A 15,561-nucleotide genomic window follows, 5' to 3' on the forward strand; every position below is an offset into this window, starting at 1 on the left:
TGCATGAGTGTAACCGCACCGAAAGCCGCCCGGCGCCTGACATCGGTCAGGCTGGCGGTTGAAGACTGCGTGGCCGATGGCATTTGCGCCGAAGGCGTTCTCGTCAGACTGGCGCTCCACCTGCCGCCCACAATTGGAGCGGCGGAATTGGCGGAGGTCGTGCTGAAGGTCCAGCCGGCGGATGCCGGCGACGCAGCAAGGCTGCGAAAGGTCGCCGGACTGCTGCGCTGCAAGCCAGACGTCTTCGCCATGTTGCAGGCAGCGGGTGGCGCCGTTCGGCATGAGCGCAATGAGGATGAGACGAATGTCGCTGTCGTCAGGCGGCTGGCCTCCAGCTTCGATGCCGCGGCAGCGATTTCGGGAGCCGCGAGTGTCCAACTGGCATCCCTCGGCGATGAGGCAAGGCTCACAGCCACGACCAACGAAATCGTTGCATGGCTGGAAGCGCGAGAATTCACCGGAAGGGAACGGAGCATCCTCGACATCGGTTGCGGCATCGGCCGTTTCGAGCGTGCGCTGTGCAAATCCTTCAAGCGGATGGTCGGCATCGACATATCGCCGCGGATGATCTCCATCGCCTCCGAGCAATGCGCCGCACTCGGCAATGTCGAGTTGCGACAAACCTCCGGTCTCGATCTGTCCGAATTCGCCGATGCCAGTTTCGATTGCGTGCTGGCGGTGGACAGCTTTCCCTATCTGGTTCTGGCCGGCATGGCTGATCGGCATTTCGACGAAATTGCGCGCGTTCTGAAACGGCCGGGCTGGCTCGCCTTGCTGAACTATTCCTATCGCGGATCACTTCTCTCAGACCGCGATGATATCGGCCGTCTGGCGCAAGCTCATCAATTGCGGGTCCTCATCGACGGCGAGAAGCCGTTTCGGTCGTGGGACGGCGACGCCTTTCTGCTCGCTGGGTGAAGCGGAACATTACAGCGCGATGCCAGTTCGGACGTCGAACAACGGGCACCGACGAGTGTCCCCGATTCGAAGGAGGATATCATGGCATCCGGCGGTAAAAAACATTTCGGCCGCAGCAGCCAAGCAAGAGTGCCGGCGCCGGCGCGGTGATCTCCCCGGAGAAGGACGAGATCGAAGAAAACGCGGTCTTGTCGAATCGCGACAAGAAGCAGCATGCCAGGAGCGCGGGCAGGACGGCAATCGGATCAAGTCCGATCAATATCCGGGTGACGCCGCTGACCGATTGCCGAAGGACTGAACGCCACCGCAGCGCGTCCATGGCCCGCGGCGACGAAGGAGCAGCAAGGAAATAAACCTGTGCAAGGGGCCGCTGGTGAGCTTCTTGGCGGTGGACACCGCCTTGTAATGCAAGGCGCTTACCACCACACTAGGATCAAGGGACCGCTATCAAGAGAATGTGATGTCTCGTTCGAGCGACGATACCGCGGATCCGCATGTCGAGATGGCTGTGGATCAGGAGATTGCTTCCCTGCTGGCCGCCATAGAGCAGGAAAAAATTCCAGACCGCCTGACCAAGCTGGCGATCGAATTGCAAAACGCGCTCGTCGAGAAACGTCGACGCGACGTGAAGAACTGACTATCTGCGGCCGTCGACCTCGACATCGAGCTGACCATCCGAAAGCTGGTTTCTTCTCTCCATCAATGTCTCCAGCGAACTCTCTCCAAGGAATTCAAGGATGTTGGCGCGCGCACGGTTCAGTCGGCTTTTGACCGTCCCGACCGCGCAACCGCATATGTCGGCGGTTTCCTCGTAGCTCACTCCCAAAACGCCGATCAGCATCAGGACTTCGCGTTGGTGTTCAGGCAGCCTTTGAATGGCGCCGTGAACTTCCCTGCTCTGAACGGTCCATTCCTGGGTGGCTTCCGAAATCGGTCTCGAAGACGCGCAATCGAGCAGTCCTGGCGCCTCCCGGGCAGCGATCTTGACCCGGGTGTAATAAGTGTTGCGCATGATGGTGAAGAGCCACGACTTCATGCGCGTACCGGGTTCGAACTTGTCGATGTTGGCGAGACCCTTGGTCAGTGTCTCCTGCACGAGATCGTCGGCGTCGTCGGGGACGCGGCAGAAGGTGCGCGCGAATGCCCGCAGGGCAGGTATCAGGTCAACGATGGAAACTTCATTGGTTTCCTGGTCGGCCAAAAGGCAGCCTCCGGATGACAATGGTCCAGCTCCCAGAAGAAAGAGTGTGTGAACGCAGCCCCAGCTAAATGCATGGAAGTTTGGTTCGTTCCTCGTGCTGGAGACAACTCTTCATAAATTCTGCGCAGGCGGAGATATCTGTCATCCGATCGGCGCGCACCATCGCCGCAGCAGTCACGGCTCCTCCGGCAGCGGTGTCTCCAGCGTCCATTTTTTACGGGAACAAAGCCGCTCACCGGCAGTTTGATGGCTTGACCACTTCAACCTTCCGGTATCGATCGAGGACCTGTCATGGCCAAATCCGCTCGCCCCTCCGCTCGCCAATCGGCAAGTGGACTGGATCAGAATAGCGCGCGCGGAAATGGCGGCGAGTTGCACCAGATCGCGGGGGATGAAACGCCTGCCCTTACGACGGCGCTCGGAACGCCTGTCTCCGACGACCAAAACACATTGCGGATCGGTGAGCGCGGACCATCGCTGATCGAGGACTTTCACTTTCGCGAGAAGATTTTCCACTTCGACCACGAACGCATCCCGGAAAGGGTCGTTCATGCCCGCGGCTACGGTGCGCATGGTTTTTTCGAGACCTACGAGTCACTTTCCAAATACACACGTGCCGACATTTTCCAGCGAGTTGGTGAAAAGACGCCGGCATTCGTTCGTTTCTCGACGGTTGCCGGCAACAAGGGCTCGTTCGATCTCGCCCGCGACGTGCGCGGCTTCGCGGTCAAGCTCTACACCAAGGAAGGCAATTGGGACCTGGTCGGCAACAACATCCCGGTCTTCTTCATCCAGGACGCCATCAAGTTTCCCGATCTGATCCACGCCGCCAAACAGGAGCCCGACCGCGCCTTTCCGCAGGCACAGACGGCGCACGACAATTTCTGGGACTTCATCAGCCTGATGCCGGAATCGATGCACATGGTGATGTGGATCATGTCGGATCGCGCGATCCCGCGTTCCTTCCGCTTCATGCAAGGCTTTGGTGTGCACACGTTCCGCCTCGTCAACGCGAAGGACGAATCCACCTTCGTCAAGTTCATCTGGAAACCCAAGCTCGGCATGCAATCGGTGGTCTGGAACGAGGCGGTCAAGATCAATGGCGCCGATCCCGACTTCCATCGCCGCGATCTGTGGGAGGCCATACAGGCCGGCAATTTCCCGGAATGGGAGTTGACGGTGCAACTGTTCGATCAGGCGTTTGCCGACAGTTTCGACTTCGATATCCTGGATGCAACGAAGATCATTCCCGAAGAGGTCCTCGAACCAATTCCCGTCGGTCGGCTGGTGCTCGACCGGATGCCGGATAATTTCTTCGCCGAGACCGAGCAGGTGGCGTTCATGACGCAGAATGTGCCGCCCGGAATCGATTTTTCCAACGATCCGCTTCTGCAAGGCCGCAACTTCTCTTATCTCGATACCCAATTGAAACGGCTGGGCAGCCCGAACTTTACCCATCTGCCGATCAACGCGCCGAAATGCCCGTTCGCCCATTTTCAACAGGACGGGCACATGGCCATGCGCAACCCGGCCGGTCGCGCCAATTATGAGCCGAACTCATGGGGACTGGGACCGCGCGAGGATCCGCAGCGTGGCTTCCGTTCTTTCGCCGATGCCGAAGAAGGGCAGAAAGTACGTCTGCGCGCGGAGAGCTTCGCCGATCACTACAGCCAGGCCCGGCAATTCTTCAACAGCCAGACACCACCGGAGCAGCGTCACATCGCGATGGCGCTGACATTTGAACTGAGCAAGGTCCAGGCACCGGCGATCCGCGAGCGCATGGTTTCGCATTTGTTGAACATCGATGAAACGCTGGCGACCACGGTCGCCGACAAGCTCGGCATCCGTGACCTGCCCGAACCTGCCGAAGCCGCCGTTACGCCGCGTGATGACTTGCCGCCGTCGCCGGCGCTCAGCATCATTCAAAATGGGCCTGATAGTTTTGAAGGCCGCAAAGTCGGTGTCATGCTTAGCGATGGAGCCGATGTCGCGCTGTTCGAGGAACTTCGTTCCGCCATCGAAGCGGAAGGCGCGGTGATGGAGGTGGTTGCGCCCAAGGTGGGCGGCGTCGAAACCGCCGACGGCACTCACATCGAGGCAAGGCACATGATCGACGGCGGTCCATCCGTATTGTTCGACGCGGTGGTGCTGCTCCTCTCCGAGGCGGGCGCCGAGTTGCTGGTCAAGGAGGCCGCTGCGAAGGATTTCGTGTCTGATGCGTTTGCGCACTGCAAGTTCATCGGCTTCACCACAGGGGCCGAGCCGCTCCTGATCAAAGCAGGCGTCGCTCCCGATGCCGATGAGGGGTTGACGCGGCTGGATTCGGCAGCTTCGGTAACTGCGTTTGTGCAGTCATGCCGCAAACTGCGGCTCTGGGCGCGGGAGGCGGCTGTCAAGCTTTGATGCGATGGCGCCAGCTGTTCCGTTGGCGTGTCCGCAGGCCTTGGTTGCCGCCACACCAGCCGCCACCGCGATCTACGAGCGGCCTTCCTTGCTGGACGCTTGTTGCCGCTGCTTTTCCAGGACCTCGTCGGTCCCGACCAGCTTCTTTGCTCCGCCTGAAATGGTCGTGGACACCACCGAGGGCGGATCGCTCGCCGGAAAGGAATCCTCCAACCCCGCCTGCAGTTGGTCCTCGAGCGTCTGTGGTTCTTCGGAACGGCCGGGCGTTCTGCGCGTGTCTATCTTCTCAAGTGCCTGTTTCTTTTTTGGCGAATCGTTGGCGTTCCGGACCAGGGCGTAAAGCTGCTCGATCGCGAATTCCTTGATCGATTCGAAATCGGCCCGATCGTCCTTTGCTGCCTCGATTTGATCAACCATGGCTTTCTCGAAGCGGTCGAGGCTGTCGGCTCCGCAGGCATGGGAAAGGCGCAACAGGGCCTCGTTCAGCATCAACGGAGCGAAATGTGCTGAAGCTTCAAGCCTGAGTTGCCTTAAACGATCCGGAGTGGCGGCCTGCAACTTTGACATGGACAACCTCATTTCTCCCACAAACGTCTCAACGACATTTGACCGCCGATGTTCCACCATGCCTGAACATCCTTCCCACCCGGCGAGCTACAGGAACCAGCTTGCTACCAACCCCGCCGACGCCGCAAGAATCGCCAGGATCGTCACCCCACCCAGGATGTTCGTGCTTGTGCTGTTGACCTTGTCACCCATGATCTTGCGGTTGTTGGTCATGATGAGAAGGAGAAGCAGCAGCGGCGGCGTTGAAAATCCTTGCACGATGCCGGACCAGACCAGAGCTTTCATCGGGTTGAAGCCGAAGAAATTGAGGCCCACCGCCACCAGCGTTATGACCCCGATCACGATGTAGAATTTGGGAGCCTGCCGGGGTTTGGCATGCAAGCTATTCTTCCATCCCATCGCCTGAGCGAAATCGAAAGCGGCGCCAGCGGTCATGATCGGCACGGCCAGAAAGCCGACGCCAATTATACCGGCCGCAAAGAGAATGCCGGCAGCGTCGCCGGCAAGCGGCCGCAGCGCTTCGGCCGCCTGTGCCGCTGTCTCGATCTGCGTCTGCCCGGCCTTGTAGAGCGTCGACCCTGTCGAAAGGATGATGAAATACATGATCAGATTGGAAAACGTCATGCCGATTAGGATATCGCGGCGGGATCGGCGCAGCTCGCCCTCGGTGGCGCCTTTGCGCTCTTCGAGGCTCGTTCGACCCTTGGCGATCTCCTCCTCCACCTCCTGATTGGACTGCCACGTGTAAAGGTATGCGGAGAGCGTGGTCCCGACGATGGCGACGAGGATGGACAGGTATTCGCGGCTGAACTCGATTTTTGGCAATAGCGTGCCACGCAGAACGGAGGCGGCATCCGGTTTGGCAAGCACCGCGGAGACCACATAGGCAAGCAGAGCCAGAGCCAGCCACCGGAACACATTTCGGATCAATTTATACGATCCGAACACCTGCAGGGCAAAAATGACGACCGCAACGACAATGACGACCAAGGGAGCAGGCAGAGGAACGAACAGCACGATGGCCGCCGACATGGCGCCAAGGTCGGCGGCTGCCTCGATCGTGTTGCCAATCAGTACGCCCACCAGCACAGACCATAGCAGCCAACGCGGATAGAAGTCCGATATGACCTTGAAGAGCCCGCGACCCGAAACCTGGCCAAGTTTGGATGAAAGGTAGACGACGAGATACATCATCGGCAGCGTGACAGGTGCCGTCCACAGCAGGTCGGGGCCGAACCGGGCTCCGGCGCTCGCGTAGGTACCGATGGCCGAGCAGTCGTCATCGGCCGCGCCGGTGATCAAACCAAGCCCGAGAGCCCGAACGACGCCACCTTTTTTTTGCTCGCTTGCCCTTTGGCCCTCTTCAGGTGGCTTGTTCATTGAAGCGCGTCTTTACCGGGGCCACGCAAGAAATCATGACGAACATTCCAATCGGATGCCGATGAAGCAGCCGTTTCAAGCTGCATTGAGATCAAGTTCGAACCTCTGGTCAGGCTTTTTGTTCCTGGACACAGTCCCGGCCCGCGACGGCGTTTCATCCCATGCGGGTTCTTTCGGCGGAGCCGAACATCCAAGCGAATGCTCCGTCCCCTGAAGAAGAGAATGCTTGTCTCGAAGCCTGTCATTCAGGCGACTTCTTTGAAGGAATGTCCAGCGGCGCCAAAGTCGAGTGTGGGGCCCGGCTGTTCATCCGCTTCGTCAGCGGCTCGTACCGCCGCCGATCACCATCCGCACGCCGAGGCCGATGATGAGACAGCCGGCGAGCCGCTGCTGCCAAAGCCTTGCGCGAGGGTGCCGCATGACCCATGCGCCGGCCGCGCCCGATGCCAAGGCGTAGGCTCCCAGCACCAGCACACCGGTTATCTTCTGTGTTGCGCCAAGCAGCACCAGCTGCAACGTGACGGAGCCCCTATGCGGATCGACAAATTGCGGCAGGAACGCAACCATGAACATCAAAGGCCAGGGATTGCTCAGATTGGCGATCATTCCTTCCCGGGCGGCGGCGAGCGGCCGCAGGGCCTTGAGGTCACCCGTGGGAATGGTTGCCGAGGATGAAAGCAGCAGCCGGACACCCAGCCAGACGATGTAGGCCGCCCCGGCCCATCGAAGCAGATTGAACGCCAGGGGCGAGGCGTGGACAAGCGAGGACAGGCCGAATGCAATCAGCGGAAGCTGCACAAGTCCGGCGCCCAGCGTCATGCCGAGCACCGTGAACAGCGCCACGTCGCGCCCCTGCCCGATGCCGCGTGCCATCACCAGCATGCTGTCGGGGCCTGGCGGCATCTGCATCAGAATGACGGTTCCGACAAAAGCTATCCACAATGAGGGATCGATGGGACATCTCCGCTCGCGTTGCCGATGACATCAAAGCGACCAGCCGTCATCCGGGTTCCGCGGCAAATTAAAATGTCCCATCGCGAAGAACCAGGCAGAACCGTCAGATGGAACGCGGTGCCAGTCCTGGAAGTTGAAAAGCCGGAGCCGTTCCTGAACCGGTTTTGGAGGCCTGACCCGTGCATGAACCGATAAACGCCTTCCCGCTCCCGCTGGACACTCCTCCGATGGAGGCCAGGCTTGCCGATGAAATCCCCAGGGACGGGAACCGCTGGCAGTACGAGCCCAAATGGGACGGATTTCGCTGCCTGGCTTTCAAGAGCGACAACGCCGTTGACCTGCGCGCCAAATCCGGCAAGCCGCTCGGCCGCTATTTTCCAGAAATCACGGAGATTTTGCGTGACCTCAAGCGCGGGCACTTCGTCATCGACGGCGAGATTGTCATTGAGGTTGACGGTGAGCTTTCCTTCGAAGCGCTGCAGATGCGCCTTCACCCAGCACAAAGCAGAATCCGCAAACTGAGTTCGCAGACGCCTGCCAGTCTGATCCTCTTCGACATGCTTGCCAGGCCGGGCGGCGAGGTCATCACGGGCAAGCCACTTGTCGAAAGGCGGCGAGCGATCGAGGACTTCGCGACCTCCTCGAACAGTCCAGATCTTCGCCTGTCGAAGTGCGCTTATGATGCAGCCACGGCGGCTCGATGGCTAAACGGCTCCGGCCATGCATCGACCGACGGCATCGTGGCCAAAGTGCTCGATGAGCATTATCTGTGCGGCGAACGTGCGATGGTGAAGGTAAAGCCGAGGCGCACCGCCGATTGCGTTGTCGGCGGTTTCCGCTATCTCGCGGACAGTCGTGAGGTCGGCTCGCTGCTCCTCGGCCTCTACAATGACGACGGCAAGCTCGATCACGTCGGCTTCACGTCGACCATCGCCAGGACCGACAGAGGAGCGCTCACGCGCCGGCTGGAAGGGCTGCGGTCAGAGCCCGGATTCACCGGCAAGGCGCCCGGCGGCCCGAGCCGCTGGAGCACGGAGCGCAGCGGACAATGGGAACCCTTGGAACCTGAACTGGTGGTGGAGGTCCGCTTCGACCACGTTACCGGCAATCGGTTTCGCCACGGCACCAAACTGCTGCGCTGGCGCCCCGACAAGGCGCCACGGCAATGCACGTTCGAGCAGATCGAATAGACCGCTCCGGGGAGATCGCTTCCAGAAACCTGTCACGATTTATTGTGACGAAGGAACCAACTCGGGATTCACCGGTTCGGACACCATCCGCCGGAGCTACCCTGACATGCCAAATGCAGCAGAAATTCTCATCGATACGCTCGTCGCCTGGGACGTGGAGGTGGTGTTCGGCTTGCCGGGAGACGGCATAAACGGCGTCATGGAAGCGTTGCGGACGCGGCGCGACAAGATTGCCTTCGTTCAGGTCCGGCATGAAGAATCGGCTGCCTTCATGGCATGTGCGTATGCCAAGTGGACAGGTAAGCTGGGCGTGTGCCTTGCGACGTCCGGTCCCGGCGGAACACATCTTCTGACCGGCCTCTATGACGCCAAGCTCGACCAGGCTCCGGTGCTGGCGATTACGGGCATGCAGTTCCACGATCTGATCGAGACGTTCACGCAACAGGATGTCGATCTGACGCGCGTGTTCAATGATGTCTCCGTTTATAACGCCCATGTTGCCGATGCCGCGCATATGGAAAACGTCGCCAGCCTTGCCTGCCGAACCGCGCTGGCGCGCAAGGGCGTCGCACATCTTTCGATTGCCAGCGACATCCAGGAGCAGGAGCGCGATCCGTCGAAGCGCTCCAAGCGCAATCGCCCGGCGCACACGCCGCAGGATATGTTCGCCGCTCACAGCGTACCGCTGGACGTTGAGCTCGACAAAGCCGCCGACATTCTCAATGACGCTTCGCGGGTTGCGATCCTGGCCGGACGCGGCGCCATCGGCGCGGCCGCCGAACTCGAACACACGGCGCGCCTGCTGCAGGCGCCTGTCGCGAAGGCCTTGCTGGGCAAGGCGGTGCTGCCGGACGACCATCCCTACACCACCGGCGGGATCGGCATTCTTGGAACCCTGGCTTCGCAAGAGGCGATGGAGAGCTGTGACGCGGTGCTGATTGTCGGTTCGACCTTTCCCTATATCGAATACTACCCGCAGCCCGGGCAGGCCCGTGGCGTCCAGATCGACTGCGATGCGCAGCGGATCGGCTTGCGCTTTCCAGTCGAAGCCGGCCTTGTCGGCGACGCGGCCGAGACATTGCGCGCGCTCAACCAACGTCTGACGCAGAAGCCCTCCGATGAGTTCCTGCACCGTTCCCAGGAGACCATGAGAAAATGGCGCGAGATGATGCGGCAGTCGGAAGACATGCAGGCGCAACCCTTGAAGCCACAGGCGATTGCCCGGGCGTTCGGACAACGGTTGGCCGACGACACGGTGCTGGCCACGGATTCCGGTCAGAACACGGAACTGGCCGCCCGCCATGTCGATCTTCGCAGCGGCCAGGCATTTGGGGTGTCCGGATCGCTGGCGTCGATGGCTTGCGGTCTCGCCTACGCCATCGCTGCCGGCATAGCATTCCCCGGTCGCCCGATTGCCGCCATCGTCGGCGATGGCGGCTTTGCCATGCAGCTCGGCGAATTCTCGACGGCGGTGCGCTACAAGATCCCGCTGAAGGTTCTGGTGATCAAGAACAACATGCTCAATCAGATCGCCTGGGAGCAGATGATGTTTCTGGGGAATCCGCAATTCGGCTGCGAATTGCAGCCGATCGATTTTGCCATGGCGGCGGAAGCAATGGGCGCCAAGGGTTTTCGCATCGAGCGGACCGATCAGATCGAGACGGTTCTCGACCAGGCTTTCGCCACGGAAGGCCCTGTCGTGATCGAAGCGCTGGTCGATGCCTATGAGCCGCTGATGCCGCCCAAAATGCCGGCAGACTATGCCAAGAACTTCCGCCAGGCCCTGCCGCGAACACCGGGACACGAACGCATAGAAGAAAATATCGCCCGAGAGCCGGCGAAATCGATGATGGACGCCTAGAGGCGGCGCAAGGAGGTGGGAACAGCGCGCCTCCTTGGCTTCATTCTGGATCTTTCCAGATGAACCGGTGCTCTTCCGGGTGACGGATGCGGATCATGAGCTTCGACGCGCTTTTTTCGACCTCCATCTGCTACGGTAACGGCGCTCCGCAGGCCGGTTGGACTCTGGCGCTCCCCATCACATTGCCACTGGCGGCAATCCTTTTGCTGTATGTTGCCGGCGCCAACCGACTGTGGCGACGGAGCGGACGCGGACGTCGCTTGCGATCACGGCAGGCCTTCCAGTTTGCTGCCGGCTGGGCCGTCCTGGCGTTCGCCCTTGTAAGCCCGATCCATGCGTTGGGCGAACATGTGTTTGCGGCGCACATGATCGAGCATGAATTGCTGATGGTGGTCGCAGCGCCTCTGCTGGTTACCTCCCGCCCGACAGCGGCGATGATGTGGGCACTGCCGGTACAACTGCGCCAGATATTCGGAGCGGCCGGACATGCAAATACGCTTCGGGCGATCTGGGCGTTCATCAGCCGCCCTGTGGTCGCGACCGTCCTGCACGGAGCCGCGATATGGATTTGGCATCTCCCGGCGCTGTTCGAGGCTGCCCTCCAGCAGGGTTTCCTGCACTATGCCCAGCACGCGAGCTTCCTCGGCACCGGGCTTTTGTTCTGGTGGGTGCTGCTGCCTCGCCCTGGCCGCGAGCACGCTCGCGGCAATGCGGTGATGCATCTCTTCTTCACCTCGCTCCACACCGGGCTGCTCGGGGCTTTGCTCGTTGTCTCGCCAAAGCTGTGGTATCCGGCCAACGCCGTCGGCTCGGATCTGTGGGGGCTCAGCCCGCTCGAGGACCAGCAACTTGCAGGCTTGATCATGTGGATTCCCGCTGGCCTGATCTATGGCGGAGCCGCACTGCTCTTGGTCGCTTTCTGGATTCAAACGAGCAGTCGGCGGCATCAGGCTCCCCAGGAGTTGCGCATCGTCTAACCCGCACCGCTTCACGTCGGTTTTCGCCGGGGCGGTGTTGCCAAGCATCCTTTTTCAGTCAGCTGCGTTATGGCCTTGGCAACGATGGTGGATCCTTCATGGCGAGGTGCATGAGTCCGTTGGCCGGCTCTCGCAGGCGGACACGACCGCGAATGTCGCTTGCCTTTACATGTCCAACGCAAATCCTGACTGACATTGTTCCGGGAAAGGCCGCGCAACAGCGTTTGAGGTGGGTCAGCGCAGCGCCGATGTTGGTATTGGCAGGATGCGGCGATCGGCAGTCGGCCCTCCATGCACACGGTGCGAACGCCCGGAGAATCCTTGATCTGATCTGGTCTTTCAGCGCAGTCGCGGTGGCCACGTGGCTGCTTGTCATGCTGGTCTTGGCGGCAGCGCTTTTGCATCGCCGCCTGTCCGAGACAACGCGCTCGCCGCTCGAGATCGATTCACATCAGGAGCGCCGATTTACCCGCGCTGTCGGCAGCGCCATTGCGTTGACCGTTCTGGTGCTCGTCATGATGACGATAGCGAGTTTTTTCGCCGGCAAATCCATTGCTTCGCTGAGCGGAACGGAAACGCTTGCCGTGCGGATCACGGGGCACCAATGGTGGTGGGAGGTCCGGTATGCCGGTAATGATCCCTCGCAATCGATCGTCACGGCAAATGAAATCCATGTCCCGGTTGGCGAACCGGTCAAGGTCGAACTCGATTCGCTCGATGTCATTCATAGCTTCTGGGTGCCGAACCTTGCCGGTAAGCGCGATCTCATTCCGGGCCGGCTAAGCCAGCTTACCCTCATCGCCGATAAGCCCGGCATCTATCGTGGCCAGTGTGCCGAATTCTGCGGCTATCAGCACGCCCATATGGCCATCACCGTCATCGCGGAAAGCCGCGAAGCGTTCGAAGCATGGCAATCCAGGCAAAACGCCGTCGCATCGGCGCCTGGCGGCGAGGAAGAACGCCACGGCCAACAGGCATTTCTTTCCACCGGCTGTGCGCTCTGCCATACGATAAGAGGCACGCCTGCCAGCGGAACGGTCGGACCTGATCTTACCCATCTCGCCAGCCGACGTGCACTGGCCGCGGATACGCTGGCCATGACCCCTGGCGCACTCGCCGCCTGGATTGCCGATCCACAGTCGATAAAGCCTGGCGCCAAGATGCCGCGCATTGCCCTTAGCGCCGACGATCTCAACGCGGTCGTCACCTATCTCGGAAGCCTCGAATGAGCGGCATTGCGGGAAAGCCGGCCGAGCATACCGAGCAGGGCTTGAAAGGCATCCGTGACACCGGCCTCGAAGAGGTGAGACTGCGCGCTTTTCTGGCGCATGCCTGGCGAACGCCGAAAGGCTTCTACGGCTGGCTGGTCACGGTCGATCACAAGCTGATCGGACGGCGCTATATCGTGACGGCTTTCCTGTTTCTCATCCTTGCGGGTCTATCAGCGCTCGCCATGCGTTTCCAGCTTGCCCAGCCTGAGGCCGGCCACATCGGCCCCGATCTCTACAACCAGCTGTTCACCATGCATGGCACGACGATGATGTTTCTGTTCGCCGTGCCGGTGATGGAAGCTTTCGCCATTTACCTGGTGCCGCTGATGATCGGCACTCGCAATGTCGCCTTTCCGCGGCTCAATGCATTCAGCTACTGGGTCTATCTTTCCGGCGGGCTGATGATCTGGATCGCCTTTGCCTTCGAAACCGGTGCGGATGCCGGCTGGTTTTCCTACGTACCGCTCGCCGGACCCGAATATGGCATCGGCAAGCGCCCCGATTTTTGGGCGCAGATGGTGACCTACACTGAAGTGTCCGCGCTCGCGGTAGCGGTCGAGATCATCGCGACAGTGTTCAAACAACGTGCTCCCGGCATGTCGCTCGACCGCATCCCGCTCTATGTCTGGTCCGTCCTCGTTACGGCTTTCGTCATCCTGTTCGCCATGCCGGCCGTGATGGTCTCGAGTACAATGCTGATCCTGGACCGCCTGGTCGGCACGAAATTTTTCGATCCCGCAGCAGGCGGCGATGCACTGCTGTGGCAGCATCTGTTCTGGTTCTTCGGCCATCCCGAGGTCTACATAATCTTCATTCCGGCGACCGGCTTCGTCTCCGCGATCCTGCCGACCTTCGTTCGCCGCCCGATCTTCGGCTATCTCGGCATCGTCCTGTCGTTGATCTCGATCGGTTTTCTTTCCTTCGGCCTGTGGGTGCACCACATGTTCGCTACCGGCCTGCCGCAGCTCGGCGAAAGCTTCTTTACCGCTTCCTCGATGATGATCGCCATTCCGAGCGGCATTCAGATCTTCTGCTGGATTGCGACGATCTGGGGCGGCCGGCCGATCTTCGCCACGCCCATGCTTTTCGTGCTCGGCTTCATCTTCACCTTTGTGATCGGCGGCCTGACCGGGGTCATGGTCGCCTCGGTGCCGCTCGACCTGCAGGTGCACGACACCTATTTCGTGGTTGCCCATTTCCACTATGTGCTGGTCGGGGGCGCCGTCTTCCCCCTGCTCGGCGCCGTTTATTACTGGTTTCCCAAGATCACCGGACGCATGCTGTCGGAGAGGCTCGGCCGCTGGAATTTCTGGCTCGTCTTCCTCGGGTTCAATCTCACCTTCTTCCCCATGCATATTCTCGGTCTGCAAGGCATGCCGCGCCGCGTTTATACGTATCCGCCGGCGAGCGGCTGGGGCGAGATGAACCTCCTCATCAGCCTCTCTTCACTGGTGGTGTTCGCCGGCTTTGCGCTTTTCTTCCTGAACCTCCTGCTCAGCCTTCGCAACGGCCGCATTGCCGGAGACAATCCCTGGGGCGCGAGCACGCTCGAATGGGCGACGACGTCGCCGCCGCCCTCCTACGATTTTTCGCGGCTGCCCGTGGTAACTCACCGCGAACCGCTTTGGGCCGAGCCCGATACGCTTCCCGTGGTCGAGGGTCTGCGTGTCGACGCACGCGAGGTGCTCGCCGGCACGGTCGCCGATGCGGTGCCGCAACTAAGGGTGCCATCGGCTGACAACTCGATCTGGCCGCTGCTGTCGGCCATTGCGGTGGGCGGCGCATTTCTCGGTTCGATATACACGCCATGGGCGGTGGTCTGGGGAGCGATCCCGGTTTCGATCGGCTTCATCTGTTGGTTCTGGCCGAAAGGCGAGCCGGAGGACGAGGAATGAGGCACCGTCCCGTCGCCGACGTCAGCCACCTGCCCACATATGATTTCGGGTCGGCGAGCCCGATGTGGTGGGGAACCCTTGCCTTCATTGCTCTCGAGGCAACAGGTTTTGCCTTGGCGATAGGCACCTACTTCTATCTGGCTGTGCTGGCCCGGCATTGGCCCATCGGAGCCCCGGCGCCAGATTTGCTGCCGGGCACGGCAGCGTTGATTATTCTGGTTGCGAGCGTCGTGCCCAACCACCTGATCGAGTTTTGGGCGCGTCGCCAGGACCTCGCGAAAGTTCGCCTTGGCATGGTCGTCATGTCGATCGTCGGGATTCTTCCGCTGATCGTTCGCATCTGGGAATTTCCGGCTCTGCGGATTTCCTGGGATCAGAACGCTTACGGATCGATCGTGTGGTTCCTGCTTGGACTGCATACGACGCATCTTCTTACCGATGTCGGCGACACGATCGTCCTGGCGGTTCTCATGTTCACGCAAAAAGGCAAGGCGGGCCGCCGCTTCAGCGACGTCTCGGACAATGCGTTCTACTGGGACTTCGTCGTCGTCTCATGGGTCGTGCTCTATCTTGTTATTTATTGGGCTCCGAGGATGTGAGATGCAGGCGATCCGTACCGGCGTTTCCTGGGCAGGCCTGGTCAGCGGGCCAGTTGCGTGGGCAATAGCCCTGCAGCTCGATTACTCCATTGCATCCTGGCAGTGCCATGCCGGCTTTCGTCCCACTGCCTTGTTCTCATTGATAGGCGCCGCTGTCGCCCTGGCAGGCACGCTGCTGTCGTGGCACGCCGTTCATGACCGCGGACATGGTACGATCCCGCCCCGGAGGGCGCGCACGCGTGCGTTCCTTGCCAGGACTTCGGTGGGCGTCGGGGCGCTGTTCACGCTCATCTTGCTGGCGCAAGTGGTGGCAGGGCTGATCTTCAGCGGGTGCGAACTGTGACG

Annotated in this window: 14 protein-coding genes; 10 read left to right on the forward strand and 4 right to left on the reverse strand. The window is 60.7% G+C overall.

The window, feature by feature from the left end:
* Positions 1-3 precede the first annotated feature (3 nt).
* On the forward strand, positions 4-918 hold the full coding sequence (locus NKH97_RS21580; RefSeq protein ID WP_128303880.1) for a class I SAM-dependent methyltransferase: 915 nt from the start codon (positions 4-6) through the stop codon (positions 916-918).
* A gap of 460 nt (positions 919-1,378) precedes the next feature.
* The gene (locus NKH97_RS21585; protein WP_127292183.1) at positions 1,379-1,555 is read left to right on the forward strand and encodes a hypothetical protein; all 177 of its coding nucleotides are present in this window, start codon (positions 1,379-1,381) and stop codon (positions 1,553-1,555) included.
* Here NKH97_RS21585 and NKH97_RS21590 read toward each other — a convergent pair whose 3' ends face one another.
* The gene (locus tag NKH97_RS21590) at positions 1,556-2,119 is read right to left on the reverse strand and encodes a sigma-70 family RNA polymerase sigma factor (protein ID WP_127292180.1); all 564 of its coding nucleotides are present in this window, start codon (positions 2,117-2,119) and stop codon (positions 1,556-1,558) included.
* A 291-nt stretch (positions 2,120-2,410) separates the two neighbouring features.
* On the opposite strand from NKH97_RS21590, the gene katE reads away from it, so the two are divergent.
* Positions 2,411-4,522 (forward strand): catalase, encoded by a 2,112-nt coding sequence (gene katE / locus NKH97_RS21595; protein WP_352798741.1) that lies wholly within the window; start codon positions 2,411-2,413, stop codon positions 4,520-4,522.
* A 72-nt stretch (positions 4,523-4,594) separates the two neighbouring features.
* On the opposite strand, the gene NKH97_RS21600 is transcribed toward katE, so the two are convergent.
* The 3 genes from NKH97_RS21600 to NKH97_RS21610 form a co-directional block, all read right to left on the reverse strand.
* On the reverse strand, positions 4,595-5,089 hold the full coding sequence (locus NKH97_RS21600) for a hypothetical protein (RefSeq protein ID WP_023809493.1): 495 nt from the start codon (positions 5,087-5,089) through the stop codon (positions 4,595-4,597).
* An 87-nt stretch (positions 5,090-5,176) separates the two neighbouring features.
* A complete protein-coding gene (locus NKH97_RS21605) occupies positions 5,177-6,469 on the reverse strand; it encodes an Nramp family divalent metal transporter (protein WP_128303878.1) in 1,293 nt (430 codons plus the stop codon).
* 318 nt (positions 6,470-6,787) lie between these two features.
* Positions 6,788-7,378, reverse strand: a complete 591-nt coding sequence (locus NKH97_RS21610) for a LysE family translocator (RefSeq protein WP_128303877.1) — start codon at positions 7,376-7,378, stop codon at positions 6,788-6,790.
* Between the two features lie 224 nt (positions 7,379-7,602).
* Here NKH97_RS21610 and NKH97_RS21615 point away from each other — a divergent pair, with 224 nt between their 5' ends.
* The 7 genes from NKH97_RS21615 to NKH97_RS21645 all read left to right on the forward strand — a co-directional run bounded on the left by NKH97_RS21615 (position 7,603) and on the right by NKH97_RS21645 (position 15,559).
* A complete protein-coding gene (locus NKH97_RS21615; protein ID WP_023809496.1) occupies positions 7,603-8,613 on the forward strand; it encodes an ATP-dependent DNA ligase in 1,011 nt (336 codons plus the stop codon).
* A 106-nt stretch (positions 8,614-8,719) separates the two neighbouring features.
* Positions 8,720-10,474 (forward strand): thiamine pyrophosphate-dependent enzyme, encoded by a 1,755-nt coding sequence (locus NKH97_RS21620; RefSeq protein ID WP_128303876.1) that lies wholly within the window; start codon positions 8,720-8,722, stop codon positions 10,472-10,474.
* 95 nt (positions 10,475-10,569) lie between these two features.
* Positions 10,570-11,451 (forward strand): cytochrome c oxidase assembly protein, encoded by an 882-nt coding sequence (locus tag NKH97_RS21625; protein WP_352441946.1) that lies wholly within the window; start codon positions 10,570-10,572, stop codon positions 11,449-11,451.
* A gap of 152 nt (positions 11,452-11,603) precedes the next feature.
* Complete coding sequence (coxB, locus tag NKH97_RS21630) at positions 11,604-12,680, forward strand: cytochrome c oxidase subunit II (RefSeq protein WP_352798742.1); 1,077 nt, start codon at positions 11,604-11,606, stop codon at positions 12,678-12,680.
* Positions 12,677-14,617: a cytochrome c oxidase subunit I gene (gene ctaD / locus NKH97_RS21635; RefSeq protein ID WP_050592652.1), complete on the forward strand. Its 1,941-nt coding sequence runs from the start codon at positions 12,677-12,679 to the stop codon at positions 14,615-14,617. Before coxB ends, ctaD begins: the two co-directional genes overlap by 4 nt.
* Positions 14,614-15,216, forward strand: a complete 603-nt coding sequence (locus tag NKH97_RS21640) for a cytochrome c oxidase subunit 3 (protein WP_023809500.1) — start codon at positions 14,614-14,616, stop codon at positions 15,214-15,216. Before ctaD ends, NKH97_RS21640 begins: the two co-directional genes overlap by 4 nt.
* 1 nt (position 15,217) lies before the next feature.
* On the forward strand, positions 15,218-15,559 hold the full coding sequence (locus tag NKH97_RS21645) for a hypothetical protein (RefSeq protein WP_352441943.1): 342 nt from the start codon (positions 15,218-15,220) through the stop codon (positions 15,557-15,559).
* Positions 15,560-15,561: the final 2 nt, after the last annotated feature.

Source organism: Mesorhizobium sp. M0870 (assembly GCF_040319775.1).
Taxonomy (GTDB): Bacteria; Pseudomonadota; Alphaproteobacteria; order Rhizobiales; family Rhizobiaceae; genus Mesorhizobium.

Coding starts and splice junctions, on each gene's coding strand:
- NKH97_RS21580 (WP_128303880.1), top strand. CDS start 4: ATGAGTGTAACCGCACCGAAAGCCGCCCGGCGCCTGACATCGGTCAGG.
- NKH97_RS21645 (WP_352441943.1), top strand. CDS start 15,218: ATGCAGGCGATCCGTACCGGCGTTTCCTGGGCAGGCCTGGTCAGCGGG.
- NKH97_RS21585 (WP_127292183.1), top strand. CDS start 1,379: ATGTCTCGTTCGAGCGACGATACCGCGGATCCGCATGTCGAGATGGCT.
- NKH97_RS21620 (WP_128303876.1), top strand. CDS start 8,720: ATGCCAAATGCAGCAGAAATTCTCATCGATACGCTCGTCGCCTGGGAC.
- coxB (WP_352798742.1), top strand. CDS start 11,604: ATGTCGCTTGCCTTTACATGTCCAACGCAAATCCTGACTGACATTGTT.
- katE (WP_352798741.1), top strand. CDS start 2,411: ATGGCCAAATCCGCTCGCCCCTCCGCTCGCCAATCGGCAAGTGGACTG.
- NKH97_RS21640 (WP_023809500.1), top strand. CDS start 14,614: ATGAGGCACCGTCCCGTCGCCGACGTCAGCCACCTGCCCACATATGAT.
- NKH97_RS21610 (WP_128303877.1), bottom strand. CDS start 7,378: ATGCAGATGCCGCCAGGCCCCGACAGCATGCTGGTGATGGCACGCGGC.
- NKH97_RS21625 (WP_352441946.1), top strand. CDS start 10,570: ATGAGCTTCGACGCGCTTTTTTCGACCTCCATCTGCTACGGTAACGGC.
- NKH97_RS21605 (WP_128303878.1), bottom strand. CDS start 6,469: ATGAACAAGCCACCTGAAGAGGGCCAAAGGGCAAGCGAGCAAAAAAAA.
- NKH97_RS21600 (WP_023809493.1), bottom strand. CDS start 5,089: ATGTCAAAGTTGCAGGCCGCCACTCCGGATCGTTTAAGGCAACTCAGG.
- ctaD (WP_050592652.1), top strand. CDS start 12,677: ATGAGCGGCATTGCGGGAAAGCCGGCCGAGCATACCGAGCAGGGCTTG.